Origin of the sequence: Chitinophaga alhagiae, assembly GCF_003568665.1 — a bacterium.
GTDB lineage: Bacteria > Bacteroidota > Bacteroidia > Chitinophagales > Chitinophagaceae > Chitinophaga > Chitinophaga alhagiae.
In genome coordinates this window covers 640244-661018 of sequence record NZ_QXMH01000002.1, presented here as the reverse complement: position 1 = coordinate 661018, position 20775 = coordinate 640244, and the positions used below count along the sequence as shown (strand labels likewise).

19 protein-coding genes and 1 riboswitch are annotated in these 20775 nt (G+C 53.6%); of the genes, 12 read left to right on the top strand and 7 right to left on the bottom strand.

The window, feature by feature from the left end; all coding sequences use genetic code 11:
• Positions 1 to 42: 42 nt before the first annotated feature.
• Positions 43 to 822, bottom strand: coding sequence for a carboxylesterase family protein (locus D3A97_RS13630; protein WP_119079562.1), 780 nt, complete (start codon positions 820 to 822; stop codon positions 43 to 45).
• Positions 823 to 899: 77 nt separating this feature from the next.
• Entirely contained in the window at positions 900 to 1697 is a 798-nt protein-coding gene (locus D3A97_RS13625) for a hypothetical protein (protein ID WP_119079040.1), read from the bottom strand.
• Positions 1698 to 1851: 154 nt separating this feature from the next.
• Here D3A97_RS13625 and D3A97_RS13620 point away from each other — a divergent pair, with 154 nt between their 5' ends.
• Entirely contained in the window at positions 1852 to 2448 is a 597-nt protein-coding gene (locus D3A97_RS13620; protein WP_119079039.1) for a DUF4142 domain-containing protein, read from the top strand.
• Positions 2449 to 2456: 8 nt separating this feature from the next.
• Positions 2457 to 2549: riboswitch (TPP riboswitch) on the top strand.
• Between the two features lie 138 nt (positions 2550 to 2687).
• Positions 2688 to 3692, top strand: a complete 1005-nt coding sequence (locus tag D3A97_RS13615) for a family 43 glycosylhydrolase (RefSeq protein ID WP_119079038.1) — start codon at positions 2688 to 2690, stop codon at positions 3690 to 3692.
• A gap of 77 nt (positions 3693 to 3769) precedes the next feature.
• Here D3A97_RS13615 and D3A97_RS13610 read toward each other — a convergent pair whose 3' ends face one another.
• The 4 genes from D3A97_RS13610 to D3A97_RS13595 form a co-directional block, all read right to left on the bottom strand.
• On the bottom strand, positions 3770 to 5452 hold the full coding sequence (locus D3A97_RS13610) for a RagB/SusD family nutrient uptake outer membrane protein (RefSeq protein WP_119079037.1): 1683 nt from the start codon (positions 5450 to 5452) through the stop codon (positions 3770 to 3772).
• Between the two features lie 11 nt (positions 5453 to 5463).
• The gene (locus D3A97_RS13605; protein WP_198673984.1) at positions 5464 to 8622 is read right to left on the bottom strand and encodes a SusC/RagA family TonB-linked outer membrane protein; all 3159 of its coding nucleotides are present in this window, start codon (positions 8620 to 8622) and stop codon (positions 5464 to 5466) included.
• A 190-nt stretch (positions 8623 to 8812) separates the two neighbouring features.
• Positions 8813 to 9880 carry a FecR family protein gene (locus tag D3A97_RS13600; RefSeq protein ID WP_119079036.1) on the bottom strand — a complete coding sequence of 356 codons (1068 nt, stop codon included), beginning with the start codon at positions 9878 to 9880 and terminating at the stop codon, positions 8813 to 8815.
• Between the two features lie 195 nt (positions 9881 to 10075).
• A complete protein-coding gene (locus D3A97_RS13595) occupies positions 10076 to 10636 on the bottom strand; it encodes an RNA polymerase sigma factor (protein WP_157986534.1) in 561 nt (186 codons plus the stop codon).
• A gap of 267 nt (positions 10637 to 10903) precedes the next feature.
• Between D3A97_RS13595 and D3A97_RS13590 the strand changes: the two genes are divergently transcribed.
• The 7 genes from D3A97_RS13590 to mnhG are packed head-to-tail and all read left to right on the top strand — an operon-like array spanning position 10904 to position 16630.
• A complete protein-coding gene (locus tag D3A97_RS13590) occupies positions 10904 to 13207 on the top strand; it encodes a putative monovalent cation/H+ antiporter subunit A (protein WP_119079034.1) in 2304 nt (767 codons plus the stop codon).
• A gap of 2 nt (positions 13208 to 13209) precedes the next feature.
• Positions 13210 to 13623 (top strand): Na+/H+ antiporter subunit B, encoded by a 414-nt coding sequence (locus tag D3A97_RS13585; protein WP_119079033.1) that lies wholly within the window; start codon positions 13210 to 13212, stop codon positions 13621 to 13623.
• Positions 13624 to 13625: 2 nt separating this feature from the next.
• Complete coding sequence (locus D3A97_RS13580) at positions 13626 to 13979, top strand: Na+/H+ antiporter subunit C (RefSeq protein WP_119079032.1); 354 nt, start codon at positions 13626 to 13628, stop codon at positions 13977 to 13979.
• A complete protein-coding gene (locus D3A97_RS13575) occupies positions 13976 to 15499 on the top strand; it encodes a proton-conducting transporter transmembrane domain-containing protein (protein ID WP_119079031.1) in 1524 nt (507 codons plus the stop codon). The genes D3A97_RS13580 and D3A97_RS13575 overlap by 4 nt, the downstream gene beginning before the upstream one ends.
• A gap of 11 nt (positions 15500 to 15510) precedes the next feature.
• Complete coding sequence (locus tag D3A97_RS13570; protein ID WP_119079030.1) at positions 15511 to 15987, top strand: Na+/H+ antiporter subunit E; 477 nt, start codon at positions 15511 to 15513, stop codon at positions 15985 to 15987.
• A complete protein-coding gene (locus D3A97_RS13565) occupies positions 15984 to 16256 on the top strand; it encodes a cation:proton antiporter (RefSeq protein WP_119079029.1) in 273 nt (90 codons plus the stop codon). Before D3A97_RS13570 ends, D3A97_RS13565 begins: the two co-directional genes overlap by 4 nt.
• Positions 16253 to 16630 (top strand): monovalent cation/H(+) antiporter subunit G, encoded by a 378-nt coding sequence (mnhG, locus tag D3A97_RS13560; RefSeq protein WP_119079028.1) that lies wholly within the window; start codon positions 16253 to 16255, stop codon positions 16628 to 16630. The genes D3A97_RS13565 and mnhG overlap by 4 nt, the downstream gene beginning before the upstream one ends.
• 67 nt (positions 16631 to 16697) lie before the next feature.
• Here mnhG and D3A97_RS13555 read toward each other — a convergent pair whose 3' ends face one another.
• Entirely contained in the window at positions 16698 to 17954 is a 1257-nt protein-coding gene (locus D3A97_RS13555; RefSeq protein ID WP_157986533.1) for a hypothetical protein, read from the bottom strand.
• 171 nt (positions 17955 to 18125) lie between these two features.
• On the opposite strand from D3A97_RS13555, the gene D3A97_RS13550 reads away from it, so the two are divergent.
• The 3 genes from D3A97_RS13550 (at position 18126) to D3A97_RS13540 (ending at position 20760) form a co-directional block, all read left to right on the top strand.
• The gene (locus D3A97_RS13550) at positions 18126 to 18863 is read left to right on the top strand and encodes a glycosyltransferase family 2 protein (protein WP_119079026.1); all 738 of its coding nucleotides are present in this window, start codon (positions 18126 to 18128) and stop codon (positions 18861 to 18863) included.
• 2 nt (positions 18864 to 18865) lie between these two features.
• Positions 18866 to 19657 carry an O-methyltransferase gene (locus D3A97_RS13545; RefSeq protein WP_232825962.1) on the top strand — a complete coding sequence of 264 codons (792 nt, stop codon included), beginning with the start codon at positions 18866 to 18868 and terminating at the stop codon, positions 19655 to 19657.
• A 149-nt stretch (positions 19658 to 19806) separates the two neighbouring features.
• The gene (locus D3A97_RS13540; RefSeq protein ID WP_119079024.1) at positions 19807 to 20760 is read left to right on the top strand and encodes a hydrogen peroxide-inducible genes activator; all 954 of its coding nucleotides are present in this window, start codon (positions 19807 to 19809) and stop codon (positions 20758 to 20760) included.
• Positions 20761 to 20775: the final 15 nt, after the last annotated feature.

Here is a 20775-nt window from a genome sequence, read left to right as displayed (position 1 = left end):
TAACTAACAGCAGTAGGGCCGGAAAAGTGATGAATGGGCCATTTACTGTTTCAGGGCATGGGAAAAGAGCCATGGTAACAACTCCGGTTCGGCAAAGGCATTATCCCAGCTATTGTGGCCCACGCCGGGGTATTCCGTGTATTTTACGTCTGCCCCTGCCTTTTGCAGCTGGCTGTAAAAAAGCCGGGAAGATACGGGCGGCACCACGGGGTCCGCGCCGCCATGGAAGATCCAGACGGCGGTGTTTTTGGCGTAGCGGCTGCTCAGCGCTTCGTTGCCCGCCCCGCAAATGGGAAAGGCTGCGGCAAAGCGGTTGGGGAAACGGGCCAGTATGTCAAAGGTACCCATACCGCCCAGGGAAAGGCCGCCCACATATACCCGCCGGCTGTCTACCGTGCCGGAGGCTATGAGACTGTCCAGCAACTGGTACAGCAGGGCGGAAGGTTTGGTAGGCGGTACATCCGCCGGAAATTTCACCGCGGAGATCTTGCCGGTGGAATCCCTGGCAAACTCCATCACGGCCCAGGTAGCATTGGCGGCGCACTGCGGGAACACCACAATGGCCGGAAAGTTTTTCCGCACCGTGTCATTCAGGAAAAGTTTGCTGCCATGCGTAAGCTGCTTCTGATTGTCATTTCCCCGCTCCCCCGCCCCGTGCATGAACACAATAAGCGGGTATTGCCGGCCGGGGTCATAGTTTTCAGGCAGCAGTATGCGGTAGGGCAGGGTATCTGCATTGCGCTGGAAAGTACGGGCCTCAAAACCCTGGCCGTACGTCAGAAGGGAAGATGCCATGAGCAGCAGGAAAAGGATTTTACGCATAACGGTCAATTCATACATCAATTTACGCATTCGCTTTCAAATTACCCGCAACCTTTTCAGGCAATGGCTTTACAGGGTCAGGGGCTTGTTTTCAATTTGTCCGCATGACGCCAGTAATAGCCCTTTTCCCGGCTGAAAGCCATCAGGCTGGTGCTGCGGCGCGTGTTGATGTACACCCCGGAAAAGTGGCGGCCGTATTGGAGGGCAAAGAACACGGCCCCCTGCGTGGGCGCGTCCGCGTCTTCATAATGCAGCTGCACTTCTCTTGATTTACCCAGCCTGAAGCCTTTGAAGCTGCCCTGGTAATACTCCTGCCGCCCGAGTATACGGGTGCCCGTTGCATCAAACAGGTAGTAGAACTCGCCGCCGTACATGGCTATCTCATTGGGTTGCAGGGCAGGCAGCAACCAGACAGACACGGTTTTGTCTGCATGGTAACGAACAAACTTGTTGAACTTTACATAAGATCTGCCGAGTACAAAACCTGCTTCGCGGTAGGCCGTGTTGATGGCGCGGGAAACGCCGCCCAGCATGGCCGTGTCTGGCGGGTCGCACACAACGTCTATACTGTCTCCCGGCCATATTTTATAATGCAGCACCACATCGTACGCCCCGTCTTTATACTTGCCGAATATGCCGTTCCACAGGCTGTCTTCGCTTTTATAACAAAACCATTCCCGGCCCATGCGGCCCAGTTCTTCCCAGCTTACGGTGGTTATCAGCTCGGAGAGGCGCCACGCCGTGGAATCATATGCCACCATCCAGCGGGCCGTTTCCAGCTGGCGGTTGAATGTTTCGGACAGGAAAGTGTTGTTTTTTTGCGCGTAAGCTGATTGTACCAACAGCAATACGGGCAGCAGGCAGCTGAGTTTCATAGGAACAGGGTCGTAATTTCCTCATAAATATAGCATATTTATTTAATTTAATAGACAATACGGGCATGTAATTCCACATTTGTGACGGCCACCGCCATAGCGTTACTGTGGCATAATCTTTTCGTTACTGCAGGTGAACAGAAAACACGTTTATATGAAAAGGATATTATTGCCATTTGCTATTGCATGCCTTGCCATTGTTGCTTGTAACAACAATGCCAGCCGTAATGCGCAGGATACTTTATCCGGAGAAGACACCGGTATGACGCAGGACATGGCACAGGATATCAACAAGGAGACCATGGAAGGCGATTCCGTTCGCGCAGCGGCGGATAACATTTCAAAAGCCGCGGAAGACGGGATGTACGAGGTAAAACTGCTGCAGGACGGGCAGGCCAAAACCACCAACGCCGGCATCAAAAAAATGTCTGGCCACATGCTGAAAGCCCACGAAAAGCTGAACAAAGACCTGGCAGACCTCACCGCTAAAAAGGGCATCACCATTCCTACAGCACTGGAAGACGCCAGGGTGAAAGACATACAGCAGATCACAGATAAATCAGGCACCGATTTTGATAAAGCTTATGTAGACGAACTGGTAGACAAACACGAAAAAGCGGTCCAGCTGTTTGAAACAGTAGCAAACGATGCAACAGACCCGGACATCAAGGCTTTATTCACGAAAGCGCTGCCGGAGTTAAGAATGCACCTGGACATGGCGAAGAAAGAACAGGACAAGCTGAAAAAATAATTATTTCAACTTTTCTTCAAGGGTGGCTTTTCGAAGCCTGAGAACATACCTTAGCACCTGATCCGGATAATGCCGGCGTAGGAAAAAGAGAAGAACTGGAATAATGGCTCCGACCTTTTAGAAGGCCGGAGTCTTTTTTTTGCCCGGCCGCTCCCCTGCCTCATTTCACCACAAGCGTATTTTAAACACTTCCCCATGTATTTTTTACTATTTTAGCCTCAAACACGGCTGTATTCCACATGAAAAGAATCTTATCCTTGCTGGCCGCCCTCTGCTGCATAGGCGTTGCCCAGCCATCACTTGCGCAGGCCACTTACACCAACCCGGTATTTGACCTGGATTTTCCCGACCCTAACCTGCTGAAGGGGAAAGACGGGTATTATTACGCCTACTCCACGCAGGCCAACTGGAAACGTTACAATGCAGGCGGCCCTTATATTATTCCCATTCTGCGCAGCAAAGACCTGGTACACTGGGAACCGCAGGGGCAAGCACTGTCTCAACGCCCCACCTGGAAAAAAGAAGGCGGCATCTGGGCGCCGGACGCGGTGCAGTACCGCGGTAAATATTACCTCTACTATTCCGTATCTACCTGGGGAGATCCCAACCCCGGCATTGGCGTGGCGGTGAGCTCCAAACCACAAGGCCCTTTTGAAGACAAAGGCAAACTCTTCCTCAGTGAAGAAGTGGGCGTTAAAAATTCTATAGACGCATTTTTCTATGAAGATAAAAACAAGCCTTACCTTTTCTGGGGCAGCTTTCATGGTATCTATGGCATAGCGCTGTCTAAAGACGGGCTGCAGCTGAAGGGAGATACCTTCCGCATTGCCGGTACCGCTTTTGAAGGCAGCTACATCTATAAAAAAGACGGGTACTATTATTATTTCGGCTCCGCGGGCACCTGCTGCGAGGGCGCCAAAAGCACGTACCGCGTATTGGTGGGCCGCTCCACTTCCCTGAAAGGGCCTTATGTAGACAAAGCCGGCAAACCCCTGCTGGAAAACGGCGGCACCTTGCTGCTGAAAGGTAATAAGGGCGATGCGGGCTTTACCGGCCCGGGCCACAACGGGGATATCATTACTGACAAGGCCGGCCAGACCTGGCTGCTGTACCATGCCTTCAGGCGGGAAGACGACAAGCGGGGCCGCGTGATGCTGCTGGATAAAATTGAGTGGGTAGACGGCTGGCCGGAGATCAAGGATGCGCAGCCAAGCCTAGAAGCACAGGCGGCGCCGGTATTCTGAAAATACGCAACATAGAAAAGCGGAAGCGTGGATACGCTTCCGCTATTTTTTTCTTACCAAGTCATCAACACTTCGTTTTAATATCCTTCGTTCTGTTGCAGGTTATTGTTCCCTGATATGGCCTGCGTGGGCACCGGGAACCGGTTGAAGTGCGGCGCGGAGGGCGCATGGTCCCACCAGGTGCCCGTGGTGAATTTCTTCCAGCGGATGAGGTCTGTTCTGCGGCGGCCTTCGCCCAGGAACTCAACACCCCACTCGTCCAGCATACGGTACTCGTCCAGGTTATCTACGGTTACGGGGTCAGGGTCTGCGCCGTTGGTAAAGTTGCGTTTCCTGACGGCGTTGATGAGCGTGGCCGCAGTACCTTTATCTCCGTCGCGCAGCAGGCATTCCGCCAGCATGTACTGTATTTCCGTTAAACGGATGGCGGGGTTGTCCGCCCCCCAGCGCAGGCTTTTGTCCGCATTGTTGGGCATCGGCACTTTGACGAGGCGCGCGCCGGTATTCTCTTCGCCTTCAGACATTTTGGAAGGCAGCTCCGCAATGGATTTGTACCGCTCGTCAGGCCCCACTTCCGAGAAGCGCGCCACCTGGTCTACAAACACCAGCGGCAGGCCTTTGTATTCTTCCCCGCCGGTAATGGCCGCACCCGCGGGCGTAACGTGCGGGCCTATAATGAACATGCCTTCGTACCGGCCGCTGCCCAGGTATTTGTAAGGCTTTTTGCGGAGGTCCTGATCATTGAACCTGCCGTAGGGGGCACCCAGCCTGAAATCTGCCGTATAAGACTCCCCTGTTGGCTTTTGCGAAGGCTGCAGGTGCGCGCCGTTGTTGGCGCCACCGTCCATGTCAAAATACTTATTGGTGTTATAATGATAAAAGGTAGCATAAAACCAGTCGTACTGCAGCTTGTTAAATTCAGAGGGGATAGACCAGATAATTTCCGGCGATTTGTTGTTGGTAAAAGAATGCGGCCCGTACCAGGTGGGGTCCAGGCTATAATCTCCGTACTGTTTGGCCAGTATGTCCTCACAGAGCTTTTTACATTCGGCAAACATCGGTTTGTTGATGTATGCTTCCGCGTTAAAGTACAACTGTGCCAGCAACGTAGCGGCCGCGGCCTGGCGCAGCGCTCCTTCCTCCGCATCGCCCGCTTTTTTCTTCGGCAGTTTTTCCACCGCGGTTTTGAGCAGCTTTTCGATGTGGTCAAACGTTTCCTTGTCTGTGTTGCGGGGCAGGGATTCGCCTTCCAGCGTTTCAAATACCGGCAGGCCGCCAAAATAGTCCAGGCCGCGCAGGTAGAAGTAGGCAATGAGCGTATTGAGCTGGTTCACATGATCGTCTTTATCTGCCTGGGTGAGCGCAAACTTTGTGTAGTCCAGCTTCTCCAGGTCGCTCTTGGCGTCCAGCGCGAGGGCCACGCCCATGAGCGTACCGCGCCAGGTGCCCCATACCCAGTTGTCATCCGGCGTCCAGCGGTGGTAGTGGAAGCGTTCGTTTTCCCCTCCGTTGTACCAGTGGCGGCCTTTGGTGGTAATGGCAAAATGGTCTGCCGTGTACTCCTGCAGGTTCCAGCGGTCTGCGCCCATGTACCAGCGGGCATGTGTAAAGGGGCGGTATAGCGCCGCCTTGATGTCTTTTTCGCTCTTGAAGAACGTTTCCGGCGTTACCTTGTCATAAAAGGTCTGGTCCAGTTTGGTGCAGCCGGCGCCCAGTATCAGCGCGGCTGTGAGTATGTTGATGCCTATTATCTTTTTCATAGTTGCGAGTTTTAGAAGTTTGCCTGCAGGCCAAACATGAAGGTGCGGGTTTCAGGATATACGTTCCGTTCTTCAAAACCGGGGTCCAGCCCGTTGATGTTCACTTCCGGGTCAAGGCCGCTGTATTTGGTGATCACGAACAGGTCTCTCACGGTGGCATAGAGGCGCAGGCCTTTCAGCGGTTTGAGCCGCTGCTGGTTGAAGGTATAGCCGATGCTGAGGGCGTCCATTTTTACGAAGGTGCCTTTCTCCAGCCAGTAGTCAGACAGCTCTTTTTCCCCTTTCACGTCTTTGTGTTTCCCGAAAGCATCGCGCAGTACGTTTTGCCCGTTTATTTTAGGCAGGCTGTAGTACATGTTGATCATGTTGAACACATCGTGCCCTATCCAGCTGCGGAGGTAAACAGACGCGTCAAAGTTTTTCCAGGTGAGGGAGTGGTTCCAGGAAAGAATGATCTTGGGGATGGCGTTGCCTACAAATGCCTTGTCTTCTATCTTCTTGGCCTGCTGGGTTACGTCAAAGGGTTTGCCGGTTTTGTCGTACAGCATCCAGTTGCCTTCTTCGGTAAAGCCCGCAAAGCGCCAGATGAAGAACTGGCCGATGTCTTCACCAGGGTACAGGCGCACGGCGGTACCGGGGCTGCCGGGCGCGGGAAAAGATTTGCGGTCCGCAAAGGTCTGCCCGCCGTTGAGCGTGGTGAGCGTGCTGCGGTTGCTGGATGCCACAATGCCGGTGGTATAGTTCCACTGATCGTTGCGCACGGCGTTCCAGTTCAGTTCAAATTCGTATCCCTTGTTTTCCATGTTGCCCACGTTCACGGACGTTTTGTCGTGAATGGCCGGGGGCTGGGAAACGCTTACGTCGTAGATCATGTCTTCCACCTTGCGTTTATACACATCAAAGCGGCCGGAAAGGCGGTTATTGAACAATGCGAAGTCCAGGCCGAGGTTGTATTCTTTTTTCACTTCCCAGCGGATGTTGGGGTTCTGGTTGTGCAGCACGCCGTAGGTACGCATCCACACACCGTTCACCAGCCACCAGGTATCCGCACCGTACATGCGCGTGGCCACGTTGGCGTTGAAGCCTTCGTTGCCCGTGGCGCCATAGCCGCCGCGCAGCTTGAGGTCATTCACAAAGCGGGAGTTTTTCAGGAAAGATTCTTCTGAAATGCGCCATGCGGCGGAAATACCGGGGAAGTTGCCCCACTGGTTGCCTTTGGCGAATTTGGAGGAGCCTTCGTGGCGGAGCGAGGCGGTGAGCATATACCGGTCTTTAAAAGAATAATTCAACCGGCCGAAGAAAGCGATGAGCTTCACGGAAGGGTCTCTCCAGGAGCCCATGGTGGCGCGCCCGTCTGCCAGCCAGGTGCCGGTGCCCATGCTGTTGTCTTCCACCCCGTCTACCGGGAAGTTGGAGTTGCCGGCGTTGAAACCCTGGCCGTTGAAATCCTGGTAGGTATAGCCGCCAACGGCGTTGATGCGGTGGCGGCCAAAATCTTTGTTATAGTTCAGCGTCAGTTCCAGCGTGCGGTCGTCCCAGCGTTTGTATTCCTGGCTGGCGTTGCCGTCTACCTTGTCGTTGCGGGAAATGCGGTGCTGGGAAGAGCGGTAGAAGTTCTTGTGTTCCGTATTGTTTTTGATGGCCACCATACCGGAAGCATACAGGTCTTTGGTGATGTTGAGCTTCAGCGTAGTGCTGGCCAGCAGGTATTTGTACTGCCCTTCATCTTTCCGCAGCTTTACTTCCGCCAGCGGGTTGAAATAGTCGTAGCCGCCGGTGAGCACGTTATACCCCGTTACATCGCTGGCGTTGTAGGGAGACTCTGTGGGGTTCATCACCAGGGCCATGTTGAAAATATCGTTGTTGCTGAAGCTGGCATTGGCCTGCAGGTAGCTGATGTTGGTGCTCAATTCCGCCAGCCCGTTGAGGAAGCGGAAACTGGAGTTGATGCGGCCGGCCACCTCTTTTCTCCGGGACTCTACGGCCATGCCCACTGCGTCTCTCACCATAAAGGAGGAATAGATCTGCGCGTTCTCCGTACCGCCGTTGAGGTTGAGCACGTAACGCTGGCTGATGGGAGACTGGTTGGTGACTTCGTTGTACCAGTCTGTTTTATGGCCGAAGTCCGTGCCCATTTTATTGGCCAGGAACTCGTTGGCGTTGAGTGACTCCGGGCGGCGGCGGATGGTTTCGAGGAAAAGCTCACTGGTGAAGCCCACGCTTACCTGCCCTGCTTTTGCTTTTTTGGTGGTGATGAGAATAACGCCGCCGGAGGCGCGGGTACCGTAAATAGCCGCGGCGGAGGCATCTCTGAGCACGTTGATGGATTCAATGTCTTCTTTTACCACGGAGTTGATGCTGCCGCCGGGGATGCCGTCAATGACCACCAGCGGGCCCTGGGTGGCGTTGATGGAGTTCACGCCGCGCAGCTGCAGGGAAACGCCGGCGTTGGGATCTGTGCCGTTGCTGGAAATAACAGACAGGCCGGGTACCTTGCCCTGGATGGCCAGCAGCGGGGATACGGCGCCGGCAATGAGGTCTTTCTGCCCCAGCTTGCTCACGGCGCTGGTGAGGTCTCTTTTTGCAACAGTACCGTAGCCTACCACCACAATTTCTCCCAGCTCCGTGTCTTCACTGATGCTTAACGTAACGTTGATGGTGGTTTGCCCGTTGACAGCAATGGTTTGCGGGGCATAGCCGATATAGCTGAAAGTGAGCGTGGCCTTTTCGTCTACCCGCAACTGGTACTCTCCGTTCTCGTTGGTAACGGTGCCGCTGCGGGGGCCGCTCATGATGCTTACGCCGGGCAGGGGCTCTCCCTTGAGGTCTGTTACGCGGCCTTTTACCACAATGGTGCCGGCAGGCGCTTCTTCCCGCTTGATCACCACCAGGTTGTTCTCCATCTGGTTAAATACCAGCCCGGTACCCGTCAGCATTTTTTTGAGCAGGTCCATTACAGGCATATCGGTAGCACCTACCGTTATTTTCACGTGCTCGTCCAGCACCTGGTTGCTGAACACAAAGCGGTACTGTGTTTTCCGCTCCACTTCTTTCAACGCCCGGGTAAGTTTCGTATTCCGGAAATCCACGCTGACCCTGTCTTGCGAGTTTCCTTCATACGCGGTAACCTGCAATGTAGTGAAGAGCAACAATACAATTGTCAGTTTCATAAGTAGAATCTTTTTAAACGTCCTTTTGGAGGGCAGTTTAATACGGGTGTTTTTCATACCTTAGAGTACGTTTTAATGTTAGGAATACGGAGCAACCGGGCATAGGTATCCTATGCACAACATGCTCCTGTTTTTAACCGGGAGAGAACAAGTACCAGTTGTTCTTTCCCTTTTTTATGTCGGAACGTTGCTAACGACGTGAATGCTGATGACTTATTTTAACGGTTTTTCCTTCTATGCGGCAGGTAAACGGATAGGACGCCTGCAGCGCTTTCATAACCTGTACTATGTTTTCTTTTTCAAAAGTGGCCGTAAAGCGGTATTGTTCGATCATTTGGTCTTCAAACACGATATTGACATCAAACCAGCGCTCCAGTTTTACCCGCATTTCCCCGAAGGCCTCATCTTCAAACACCAGCCGGTTCTCTGACCAGGCGGTTTCCAGGTTCACGTTCTTGCGGTTGTAGGACAGGGGCAATACGTCCGCCACGCGGGCACTTTTGCTGTTTTTGGCCTCCCCTGCGGCGTCTACCGGCCGGATGTCTTTGCGGATCACGAATTTTTCCCTGGGCTTCAGCACTTTATAGGCCGTAACCCCGTGGCGCAGGTAAATTTCCACTTTGCCGCTGATCAGCGATGTTTCGCTTTTTTTCTCTTCGGGGTAGGCTTTTACGTTGAACACGGTACCGAGCACCTTCACATCATACCCTTCCACCTTTACAATAAAAGGCAGGCCGGCATTGGGCTCTACCTGGAAGAGGGCTTCCCCCTTCAGGCAAACGCTGCGGTTTTCCCGGCCAAAAGCTTTGTTTACGGTCAGTTTGGAGCCGGCGTTCAGGATCACCGTGGAACTGTCTGGCAGGCGTACAGTTTTCTTTTCCGCCATGGCCGTGAGGTATACCAGCTGCTCTTCCGCGGCCTGCGCAATACCGGGGGCGGTGGTGGTGCCGGGTTTAAACAGGAAAAAGGCGGCGGCTCCCACCAGCACTACGGACGCCGCTATGGCCATGATCTTTTTCAGGCTGCCGGCGCGCAGCGGCACCACCGGGGCGGCCGGGTTTTCTTCTGCCGGCTCCTGTTGCAGCATGAGGGTGATGCCCATTACCAGTTCCCGCGCTTCCGCCATGGTGGCGGCCTCCTCCGGATGCTGGCGGAGGTAGTTCTCCCAGAAAAGAATGTCTGCTTCGTTTCTCCGGAAACAATAGCTGATGAAAGAATCGTCAATAACCAGTTGCTCAAGCTCAAAACGATCCGGCATACGTACCTGTTTTAATATAAAGACGGATGGGGGCCGCCGGTTTACCAACTTTTCTTGAACTTTTTTTGCTGAAGGAGAAAAAGAGGGGTACCAGGTGCGGTGCTTGTTGCTTTGGTGAAGCTGCGGGGCAGGTGGCAAGAAAAAAGAAGCCTTTGCAACGGCCGGGCGGGAAAAACCATGCGCAACAGGCAGCCCCTACAACAGCGGCAGCAGGGAGAAAACCGCGGCAAATTTCAGGCGGGGGTGCGTTTTGTGCAGTTCCTGGCGGAGGGCTTTGATGGCCTCGTAGAGGTTGTTGTACACCGTTCTGGCGTGCAGGCCGGTGCGCTCCGCAATTTGTTCTGTAGTAAGGCCTTCGTAATACTTGAGCTGTATCACCTTCCGGCAGCGGGCCGGCAGGCGGCTGTAAGCGCCCCTGATGGCGGCCATCAGCTCTTCATTGGCCTGCACCTGCACCAGGCTTTCCAGCACGGAAGGTTCATAACCGGCAACAGGCGCCATCTCTTCCTGCTTTTTGCGGTGGCGGGCGCTGCGGTAGTGGTCTATGAGGCGGCGGCTGAAGGCGCTGGTCAGAAAGGCTTTAGGGTGCTGAATGGCGGCAGGCTCCAGGTTTTTCTGCAACAGGTCAAGAAAAAACTGCTGCACCAGGTCCCTGCTTTCTTCATCACCATAGCCCCAGCGTAAGGCCAGGCGCACCAGGTGAACATGGAACAATGCATACCAGTTATCGACGTGTTGTGAAAAGGTGGCACTCATACTGAACTCGTAGTGGCGAAAAAGTAAGAAATAAAATTGATTTGGGATAAAATTTCCTTGTGCAAGGGACATGCCGCCACATTTTAACCGGTCATTTTTGTGCCCTGTGCAAAAGGATACATAATATTAATACACATCCATCTCTTTTAATAACACGCTGCTGATTTTCACGCCCGTTCTTAAAAAAAATCACACATTTTTTCTGCGATCCTGCCGCGTTCTGCCGCTCTTTTGCTATATTTAGCACCATCACCAAAACCGTTGTTAATGATATCTGCTGTGCTTTCCGGGTTTTTGTTTGCGATGCTTGTGCTGCTTTTTGGCAAGTATGTGAAGGGAAAGCCTGCGGTGCTCACCACCCTGTTACCTTTAAGTCTTTTTGCCTATTTCCTAGGCATGCTGCCGGCCGTACAAACGCAGCCGTTACTCTTCAGCTACCGGTGGATACCCTCTATGGGCATTGACCTTAATTTCAAGCTAGACGGGCTTTCCCTGCTGTTCAGCCTGCTCATAACGGGCATTGGCACACTGGTGTTCGCGTATGCGTCCTATTACCTGAAGGGGCACCGTTACCTGGACCGGTTCTATTGTTACCTCAGCCTCTTTATGGCGTCCATGCTGGGGCTGGTATTGTCAGACAATGTCATGCTGCTCTTTGTGTTCTGGGAGCTGACCAGCATCACTTCTTTTTTCCTGATCGGTTTTAATAACGATGACCCGGCCTCCCGCCGTAACTCGCTGATGGCCCTGGCCATTACCGGCGGGGGCGGCTTTCTGCTGATGACGGGTTTTGTGTTGCTGGGCACGCTGGCCGGCGGGTACTCCATTTCCGCCATGCTGTCCAGCGCAGAGATGCTGAAAGGCCATGCCTGGTATGGATGGGTGCTTTTTTTCCTGTTCGGCGGCGCCTTTACCAAATCAGCGCAGTTCCCTTTCCACTTCTGGCTGCCCGGCGCCATGAAAGCGCCCACGCCGGTATCCGCCTACCTGCATTCCGCCACCATGGTGAAAGCGGGCGTGTACCTGCTGGCCCGGTTCACACCGGTATTGGGCGGGCATCCGTACTGGAACACCACGCTGCTCATTGCAGGCGCCATCACCATGCTGTACAGCGCCTGGCACGCCATTCAGCGTACAGACCTGAAGGGCATACTGGCCTATTCCACCATTGCCGCGCTGGGCACGCTGGTATTTCTGCTGGGCGTGGGCACGGCGGAAGCCATGGCGGCCGCGGCCGTATTCATACTGGTGCATGCGCTGTACAAGGCCGCCCTCTTCCTGGTGGCCGGCATACTGGACCATGAGACCGGCACCCGCGACGTGACCATCCTGCGCGGCCTCCGCAAAGTAATGCTGCCCGTGGCCGCAGCCGGCATGCTGGCCGCCCTTTCCAGCGCGGGCCTGCCGCTCACCTTCGGTTTTATTGGCAAAGACCTGATATACGAAGCCACCCTGCATGCGCCGGCCTATGGCTATATACTCACCGGCATTGCTGTGCTGACCAACATACTCGTATTGTACGCCGGTTTCCAGGCGGGCATCCGCCCTTTTGCGGGGCGGCTGCCGGAAGGCTTCCGCTCCGTACACCTGCCGGACCTCCGGCTGTGGGTGCCGCCGCTCATCCTGGCCACGCTGGGCCTGCTGTACGGCATGATACCCGCGCTTGCGGACGCCTCGCTGGTACAGCCGGTTGTGCAGGCGCTGGGCGCAGTCTCCCCCGCTCCCCTCAAAATATGGCACGGGTTCAACGTGGTGCTGCTGCTGAGCGGGGTTACGCTGGCCGCGGGCTTCGCCTTGTATTTTATACGCATGCCTTCCGCCAGGCACCAGCTGGCGGTAGACCGTTTTGCCAGCCTCAGCCCGGAAACGCTGGTAGTGCGGAGCGCCAGGGGCTTCTCCCGTTTTTCCACCTGGTATACCAACCGGCTACACAACGGCAACCTGCGCTCCTACGTTCACATCATCATTATTTTCATCACCGTATTGCTGGCCTACAAGCTCATCACAGGGGTACACCTCTACTTCGACATCCGCACCAACGTGGCGCCCATTACGGTATATGACCTGACGGTATTCGGCATCATCCTGTTCGCCATATGGAAAACGGTGTCTACCTCCTCTCGCATCACCGCGGTGGCCAGCATGAGCGTGGTAGGGTATTGCATCTGTATCCTGTTCGTGATCTATTCCGCGCCGGACCTGGCCATGACGCAGTTCACCATAGACACGCTCACCGTAGTGCTGTTTGTACTGGTACTGTTCCGGCTGCCCCGCTTTTTGCGGATCAATGACCGGAAGGTGATTGTCAGGGATTCCATCATATCCGGCCTGTTCGGCGTGCTCATTGCCATCATAGCGCTGGAAGTGATGAACGAGCCTACCAACAAGGAAACCAGCCGTTTCTATGCAGAGAACGCATACCTGCTGGCCAAAGGCAAAAATGTGGTCAACGTAATGCTGGTAGACTTCCGCGGGTTTGACACCATGGTAGAAATTACCGTACTGGTAATTGCCGCGCTGGGCGTGTACAGCCTGCTTAAACTAAGAATCAGTTCATCCGAAAAAGAATAGGTATGAAAAGCGTTATCCTGAGAACGGCATCCAATTACCTGCTGCCGTTGCTGTTATTATTTTCTGTTTTCATCCTGCTGCGGGGGCACTACAACCCCGGCGGAGGTTTCGTAGGGGGACTGATCGCGTCCATTGCTTTTATGCTGCACGCATTTGCGAACCAGCTGGAAAATACCCGCAAGCTGCTGCGCTACCCGCCCGGCGCGCTCATTCCGGTAGGCCTGGCCGTATCCCTGCTCAGCGGGCTGGCGCCGGTATTTGCCGGCCAGCCGTTCATGACGGCCCTCTGGTTCTCCGCGCCCGTGCCCATTATTGGCCTGGTAGGCACCCCCCTGTTCTTTGACATCGGGGTTTATTTTGTGGTGATCGGCATTACGCTCACCATTCTTTTCAACATTTCCGAAAACATTCTTTAAGTATGGAGTTATTGCTGATTATATTGATAGGCATACTGTACGCTACCGGCATTTACATGATGCTGCGCCGCAGTATGGTGAAGTTGCTGATAGGGCTCATCCTGCTGGGCAACGGCGCCAACATGCTCATTTTCCTGCTGGGGGGCATCACCAAAGGCAAACCGCCCATTATCGGCGAAGGTGAAAAAATACTCAGCGGCCTGTATGCAGACCCTATCCCGCAATCCCTGATACTGACGGCCATTGTGATCAGCTTCGGCCTGCAGTCTTTTGCCATTGTGCTGTTGAAAAGAGTATACGTGCTGATCCAAACGGACGACCTGAACGATCTTAATACACCCGATACCGACATATGACAGATAACTACATCATTTTACCGATCATTGCCCATCTGGCCATTGCCGTGCTGCTGATCTTTTTCTGGAGAAAAGTGCAGATACAGCGGTACATCAGCGTATTGGGAAGTTTACTGGTGCTGGGCCTCAGCATCGGGTTGTTCATCAAAACATGGCGCACCGGTTACCTCACCATGCAGGCGGGCAACTGGCAGGCGCCCTTCGGCATCACCTTCGTATCTGACGTGTTCAGCAGCACCATGGTACTGCTGGCCGGCATGGCGGGCCTGGCCGTCTGCATTTTCTCTTCCGTAGGCATCAGCCGCCACCGTATACAATACGGCTACTTCCCCATCTTCCACTTCCTGCTGCTGGGCCTCAATGGCGCTTTCCTGACGGGAGACATCTTCAACCTCTATGTATGGTTCGAAGTGATCATTATTTCTTCCTTTGTGCTGATGACGCTGGGCGGCAAAAAGCCGCAGATAGAAGGGGGCATCAAATACGTAACGCTCAACCTGCTGGCTTCCGTGATGTTCCTCACCGCCGTGGCCATCCTGTACGGGCTTACGGGCAGCCTCAACATGGCAGACCTCTCCCTGAAAATGGCGGAGATCGATAACCGTGGCCTCGTGAACGTAACAGGGCTGCTGTTCTTCCTGGGCTTCGGCATCAAATCCGCCGTGTTCCCGCTTTACTTCTGGCTGCCCTCCTCTTATCATACGCCGCCCTCCGCCATAGCCGCCATATTTGGCGGCCTGCTCACCAAAGTAGGTGTGTATGCGCTGCTGCGGGTGTTCACGCTCATTTTTATACCGGATGAATTTACCAGCACCATGCTGATGGCGGTAGCCACCCTTACCCTGCTCACCGGCGCCTTCGGGGCCGTTATCAAACGCAACATGCGGATGATGTTCTCCTACCTGATCGTTTGCCACATCGGGTACCTCATCGGCGGGCTGGGCATGTATACGCAGGCCGCGCTGGCCGGGGTGATATTTTACCTGATACACGATATCATTGTCAAAACGAATCTCTTCCTGGTAAGCGGCATCATTTACAAAATACGCGGCACCATGAACATGGACAAGCTGGGAGGCCTGTACGCGGACTACCCGAAGCTGTCTTTCCTCATGGCCATTGTGTTCTTTTCACTGGTGGGCATTCCGCCCCTTTCCGGCTTCTGGCCCAAAATATACCTCTTCCAGGAGGGCCTGGCCACGCCAAACGCCTGGTACCTGGTGGTAGCCATGATCATTGCCAGCTTTGTAACGCTGTACGTGATCGCCAAAATGTGGGCGGACGTGTTCTGGAAAGACCGGCCGGCGGAAGAAGCCGCCACGGAAGACGACTTTGCGCCCATGAAGCGCTACCACCGCGCCGTGCTGATAATACCCGTGGTGATGCTGGCCATTGCGTCCCTGTACATCGGCTTCTGCGCGGAACACATTGCTACCCTGTCTCAAAGAATTGCGGCAGACCTGAAAGACACGGCCCCCTACATCAAAGCAGTGCTGGGCCGTGAAATTATTAAACCGTAACAGCGAAGATCATGATCAAACAACTATTACTGAACATCATGCTCACCTTCATCTGGGTGATGCTTACCGGGGAGCTGGTATTCCCCAACTTCGTGTTCGGCTTCCTGCTCAGTTACATAACCCTCTGGCTGGTAACGGCAGACAATGAGCAGAAACGCTATTTCAGCCGGGTACCGGCGGTGATCAGCTTTGTTTTCTTTTTTCTGTACGAAATGCTGCGCGCCAACTTCCAGGTGGCATACGATGTGATCACTCCCCGGTTCTTCATGAAACCGGGCATTGTGCAATACCCGATGGATGCAAAAACGGACCTGGAGATCACCTTTCTCGCCAACCTTATTTCCCTTACGCCCGGCACGCTGATACTGGACGTGAGCGACGATAAAAAAGTAGTGTACATCCATGTGATGTACCTCACGGATAAAGACGCCTTTGTTCGGCAGATCAAGGGCGGATTGGAAAAACGATTGCTAGATATTTTACGATGAGCCTGAATAACTACCTGTTTTACGTGATCTTACCAATGCTCTGCCTGGCTGTTCTACTGGTGGCCTACCGCTTTTTCAAAGGCCCGAGCATTGTAGACAGGGTGATAGCGCTGGATCTGATGATCACCATCGGTATTGGTATTATCACCATTTACAGCATTATGACCAAACAATCCACCTTCCTGGACGATGCCATGATACTGGCGCTGATCGCCTTCCTGGGCACAGTGGCCTTTTCTTATTACCTGGAAAAAAAAGAAGAAAAATGAGCGATATACTCATCATGATACTCTGCACCCTGGGCTGCATTACCGTACTGATAGCCGCCATTGGCATTGTGCGCATGCCTGATTTTTACCTCCGCCTCTCTGTTACCATCAAGGCCGCCACCCTGGGCATAGGGCTGCTGCTGGCCGCCGCGGCCGTGTTCTTTGCGGATATTTCCATCAGCACCAAAGTGCTGGCCATCATCTTCTTCCTGTTCCTCACCGCGCCGGTGGCAGGGCACATGATCGGCAGGGCCTCCTATTTCACCGGCACCAAATTATGGAAAGGCTCCGTGCTGGACGAACTGGAGGGGCAGTATAACAAAGAGACGCACAGCCTGGGCAGCGAGGATAAAAAAGAGGAAGAAGCGACCTGAACGAAAAACGGGCTACGCTCAGGCCTTTGCCTTCCCGTAACCCGTTGTTTCCAGTTTATTTAACGGACTAAAATATCCTGTACCGGTATTTCACTTTTTCCACGTTCATGGTCAGCTCCCGCATATTGATGGAAGCCTGTATCTCTTTCACCGCTTCATCTTTCAGCTGGCGGAACTCCGCCTGTTTGGCCTCTACAATGCCTTTGTCTGCCAGGGCGTTATCCTGTGCCAGCCGCAGGGAGTGGTTCACCTTGGTATAATAGGAGTCCAGCAGGCTGAAATACTCATTATACAGGTTCTCAAAGCGTTTGGTTTGCAGAATAAGGTCTTCCAGCTGGTTGTTGGCCTCTTTCAGGTTCGGGTTCTCGCGCAGCAGCTTCTCATAATCTATCTTTTTACCCGCGGTGTATTTCTCCTCCATTTTGCTGAAGAAGTCTATCACCTTTTCTTTCCTGAAATCAAAAAAGTATTCGTTCAGCGACTCTGCAATGGTTTTGTTACCCCGGGCCGGCAGCGGCATTTTGAGCACGTTGGCGGTAAAGGCCAGGTGATCGTACATATTGTCCTGCAGCAGGGAAAGCTGGTCTTTGTTAAAGTTCAGCCCGAACTCGAACTTCTGGTTGGCATCGTTCAGGGCGGTATAATAGATCACGTATTTGTTCAGTTCCTTTTCAAACTCCTGCAGCAGCTTGTGGTTAATGGCTTTATTGCTCTGGCTTACGCTGTGCAGGAAGTTCATCACAGAGCTGGCAATGGCCAGGGGCGGCGTAAGCGAGGTAAAGCTCTTGAAAATAGGGCTGTTGATGATGGATTTGGTAGATTCCACCAGCTTGGAGTTCCTTTCGTTCTTGTCTGATTTTCCTTTGAGGATGATCTTTTCCACCAGCTCCACCACCCTGTCACTCAGGGAAAAGCCCAGTTCCTTGCTTTCCGGGTTGTTGAGCGAGGTAATGAACACGTCCAGGTTGCTGGTAGTGGTCCGGGATTTAAGGTCAATGATCTTTTTGTTCAGCAGATAGTAGGTTTCTGACGCGTAAATCAGGTTGTTCTTAATGAGGTCGTACTTCGCGCTATTGTCCAGGTCCCGGCCGCGGGAAAGCTCTTCAATGTTCTTTGCGTTCTGCCGGTCACTGTCAGCCACTTTCTGCAGTTCGTCCAGGATCTTCTTGATAGTGGTGTCTGCCGTGCGTACCTGTCCGGGCTTCATGTCCTGCGGCAGCGGGGGCTGCTGCGGGGGTTTAGTCTCCGGGTCCTGCGCAAAGGCAGTCAGTGTCACAAATCCTGTCATCCACAATGGCATCATCCATCTGATTAGCTTGAGCATGCTTGAATGTCCTTTTTTTTATGTTAAGAAAACCTTAAGAAAATATAATGCCAAAAAATTCCCAAGGAACAAAGATAATGATTAATTCTACTGCATAATCATAAGAATCGTAAAAGGGTACTCACGCATTATACTTTTTTATACCTTTGCAGCCTAAATTGCCCTTGTTTCATGCTGAACAACAAAAAGGTGGTGGTGGTACTGCCTGCCTACAACGCCGCTTTAACACTTGAAAAAACCTTCCTTGAAATACCGATGGACGTGGTGGATGAAGTGGTGCTGGTAGACGATGCCAGTAAAGATGATACCATTGGCGTGGCCAGGCAGCTTGGCATTCAGCACATTATACGGCACGATGCCAACAAGGGCTACGGCGGCAACCAGAAATCCTGCTACAACAAGGCGCTGGAGCTGGGAGCGGACATTGTCATTATGGTACACCCGGATTACCAATATACCCCCAAACTGATCGTGGCCATGAGCAGTATCATTGCCAACGACGTGTACCCCGCCGTATTCGGCTCCCGCATCCTGGGCAAAGGCGCGCTGAAAGGCGGCATGCCGTTGTATAAATATATTTTCAACCGTTTCCTGACCCTCACCCAGAATATTCTCATTGGCCAGAAACTGAGCGAATACCATACCGGTTACCGGGCATTTTCAGCGGAAGTGCTCCGGAGCATTGATTTTATGGCCAATAGCGATGATTTTATTTTCGACAACGAAATGGTATCCCAGGTGTTCATGAAAGGCTTTGAAATTGCCGAAGTGACCTGCCCTACCAAATATTTTGAAGAGGCCTCCAGCATCAACTTCAAACGGAGCAGCATTTACGGGCTGGGCGTGCTGCGGGTGTCTTTGCAGCACCGGCTGCATAAATGGGGATTGATCAAGGCAAAAATCTATTAGCAGTGAGTTTACGGCACCAGGCGGCATTGGCAAAAAAATACATCCGGTATTATTTCAGGGCCGGCAACCGGCACGATGTGCATTCTCCCTTTGTGTACACCCTGTTGGAGGAGGTGCTGAACCACCGGGGCCACCTGCCGGCGTATGATGCCGTGGAAGCCCTGCGTACCCGCCTGCTGGCCAGCGCTGACGTGATCGAAGTAACAGACCTGGGCGCCGGTTCCCTCATGGGCGCCACCAATACCCGCAAAATACGCGATATAGTGCGCCATGCCGCCAAACCGGCCAAATACGGGCAGCTCTTCTACCGGCTGGTCAAACACCTGAACGCGGGCACGGTGCTGGAACTGGGCACCTCCATGGGCCTTTCTACCGCCTATATGGCCACCGCGGGCGCCACGGTACATACCATTGAAGGCTGCCCCAACATTGCCGCCCGGGCCAGGGCCAATTTTGACAGCCTGGGGCTGCAAAACGTTCACCAGTACATCGGCAATTTTGATACGGAGCTGGCAAAAGTGCTGGCCGCCATCCCCGCGCCTGACATGGTGTATATAGACGGCAACCACCGCGAAGGCCCCACGGTGCAATATTTCCTGGATTGCCTGCCGAAAATGAAACATTCCTCCCTGCTTATTTTTGATGACATTCACTGGACGGAAGGCATGGAAAACGCCTGGGCCACCATTCAGGCACACCCGGCGGTGACCCTGACCATAGACCTCTTTTTCATAGGCCTGGTGTTCATCAGCCCCGATTTCAAGGTGAAGCAGCACTTTACCCTGAAGTTCTGAGGCCGGCGCTCCTAAAGTGCCCCGGCATACGATCTTGCGGCGCCGGGGATAGAAAAACCCGAATAGCCCCCGACCAGTCATCCGCCTGTTACCATTTATCCCTTCATTTCCCCTAATTTCGTACTTCCTTTAATTCGTAATCCGGAATAATGACCACCGTACAACTCGAATACGTAGTGGCGGTAGACACCTACCGCAGCTTCGTGACCGCCGCAGATAAGTGTTTCGTAACGCAGCCCACGCTCAGCATGCAGATCCAGAAGCTGGAAGACGAGCTGGGCGTAAAAATATTCGACCGCAGCAAACTGCCGGTAGTGCCTACTGAAATAGGCACCGCCGTTATTACGCAGGCCCGCATCATTCTCAAGGAAAATGCGCGCATCCGGGAGATCATCGCAGACCAGAAAAAGGAGATACAGGGCACCCTCAAAGTAGGCATCATACCCACGCTGGCGCCCTACCTGCTGCCCCGCGTGCTCACGGCCTTCATGAAAAAATACCCCAAGGTGAAGCTGGAAGTATGGGAGTACTCCACGGAGCAGATCATTCAACTGCTGCGGCAGGAGCAGCTGGACTGCGGGCTGCTGGCCACGCCCCTGCATAATCCGCACCTGGAAGAGCACCCGCTCTTTTATGAGACCTTCGTGATCTTTGCGGCCAAGAGCCACAAGCTGGCGGAGAAAAAGGTGATTTTGCCGGAAGACCTTGACAGCAAAGACATCTGGCTGCTGAATGAGGGGCATTGCATGCGCAACCAGGTGCTTAACATCTGCCAGGACAAGTTTGGCCTCGGCGGCGAGTTCAAGAACCTGGAATACAATACCGGCAGCGTGGAAACGCTCAAACGCATGGTGGAGCTGAATGAAGGGTACACCATTTTGCCGGAGCTTTCCCTGCAGGACCTTTCCGCCAAACAGCTGAACATGGTGCGCTTTTTCAAGGCGCCGGAGCCCGTGCGGGAGATCAGCCTGGTAACCCACCGCTACTTCATCAAACAAGGCGTGATAGAGGCGTTCAAGAAAGAAATACTGGCCAGCGTGCCGGAGAAAATGAAAGTGAAGAAAACCAGGAAAGTGGTAGACATTCTGCTGGAAAAGAAATAAAAAGAAGCGGGGAAA

What these genes read in the sequence shown, in the direction of transcription:
- D3A97_RS13570 (WP_119079030.1), top strand. Translation starts at nt 15,511, where the DNA reads ATGATCAAACAACTATTACTGAACATCATGCTCACCTTCATCTGGGTG.
- D3A97_RS13585 (WP_119079033.1), top strand. Translation starts at nt 13,210, where the DNA reads ATGAAAAGCGTTATCCTGAGAACGGCATCCAATTACCTGCTGCCGTTG.
- D3A97_RS13625 (WP_119079040.1), bottom strand. Translation starts at nt 1,697, where the DNA reads ATGAAACTCAGCTGCCTGCTGCCCGTATTGCTGTTGGTACAATCAGCT.
- D3A97_RS13605 (WP_198673984.1), bottom strand. Translation starts at nt 8,622, where the DNA reads ATGAAACTGACAATTGTATTGTTGCTCTTCACTACATTGCAGGTTACC.
- D3A97_RS13620 (WP_119079039.1), top strand. Translation starts at nt 1,852, where the DNA reads ATGAAAAGGATATTATTGCCATTTGCTATTGCATGCCTTGCCATTGTT.
- D3A97_RS13630 (WP_119079562.1), bottom strand. Translation starts at nt 822, where the DNA reads ATGCGTAAAATCCTTTTCCTGCTGCTCATGGCATCTTCCCTTCTGACG.
- D3A97_RS13610 (WP_119079037.1), bottom strand. Translation starts at nt 5,452, where the DNA reads ATGAAAAAGATAATAGGCATCAACATACTCACAGCCGCGCTGATACTG.
- D3A97_RS13590 (WP_119079034.1), top strand. Translation starts at nt 10,904, where the DNA reads ATGATATCTGCTGTGCTTTCCGGGTTTTTGTTTGCGATGCTTGTGCTG.
- D3A97_RS13555 (WP_157986533.1), bottom strand. Translation starts at nt 17,954, where the DNA reads ATGCTCAAGCTAATCAGATGGATGATGCCATTGTGGATGACAGGATTT.
- D3A97_RS13540 (WP_119079024.1), top strand. Translation starts at nt 19,807, where the DNA reads ATGACCACCGTACAACTCGAATACGTAGTGGCGGTAGACACCTACCGC.
- D3A97_RS13615 (WP_119079038.1), top strand. Translation starts at nt 2,688, where the DNA reads ATGAAAAGAATCTTATCCTTGCTGGCCGCCCTCTGCTGCATAGGCGTT.
- mnhG (WP_119079028.1), top strand. Translation starts at nt 16,253, where the DNA reads ATGAGCGATATACTCATCATGATACTCTGCACCCTGGGCTGCATTACC.
- D3A97_RS13595 (WP_157986534.1), bottom strand. Translation starts at nt 10,636, where the DNA reads ATGAGTGCCACCTTTTCACAACACGTCGATAACTGGTATGCATTGTTC.
- D3A97_RS13575 (WP_119079031.1), top strand. Translation starts at nt 13,976, where the DNA reads ATGACAGATAACTACATCATTTTACCGATCATTGCCCATCTGGCCATT.
- D3A97_RS13580 (WP_119079032.1), top strand. Translation starts at nt 13,626, where the DNA reads ATGGAGTTATTGCTGATTATATTGATAGGCATACTGTACGCTACCGGC.
- D3A97_RS13565 (WP_119079029.1), top strand. Translation starts at nt 15,984, where the DNA reads ATGAGCCTGAATAACTACCTGTTTTACGTGATCTTACCAATGCTCTGC.
- D3A97_RS13600 (WP_119079036.1), bottom strand. Translation starts at nt 9,880, where the DNA reads ATGCCGGATCGTTTTGAGCTTGAGCAACTGGTTATTGACGATTCTTTC.
- D3A97_RS13550 (WP_119079026.1), top strand. Translation starts at nt 18,126, where the DNA reads ATGCTGAACAACAAAAAGGTGGTGGTGGTACTGCCTGCCTACAACGCC.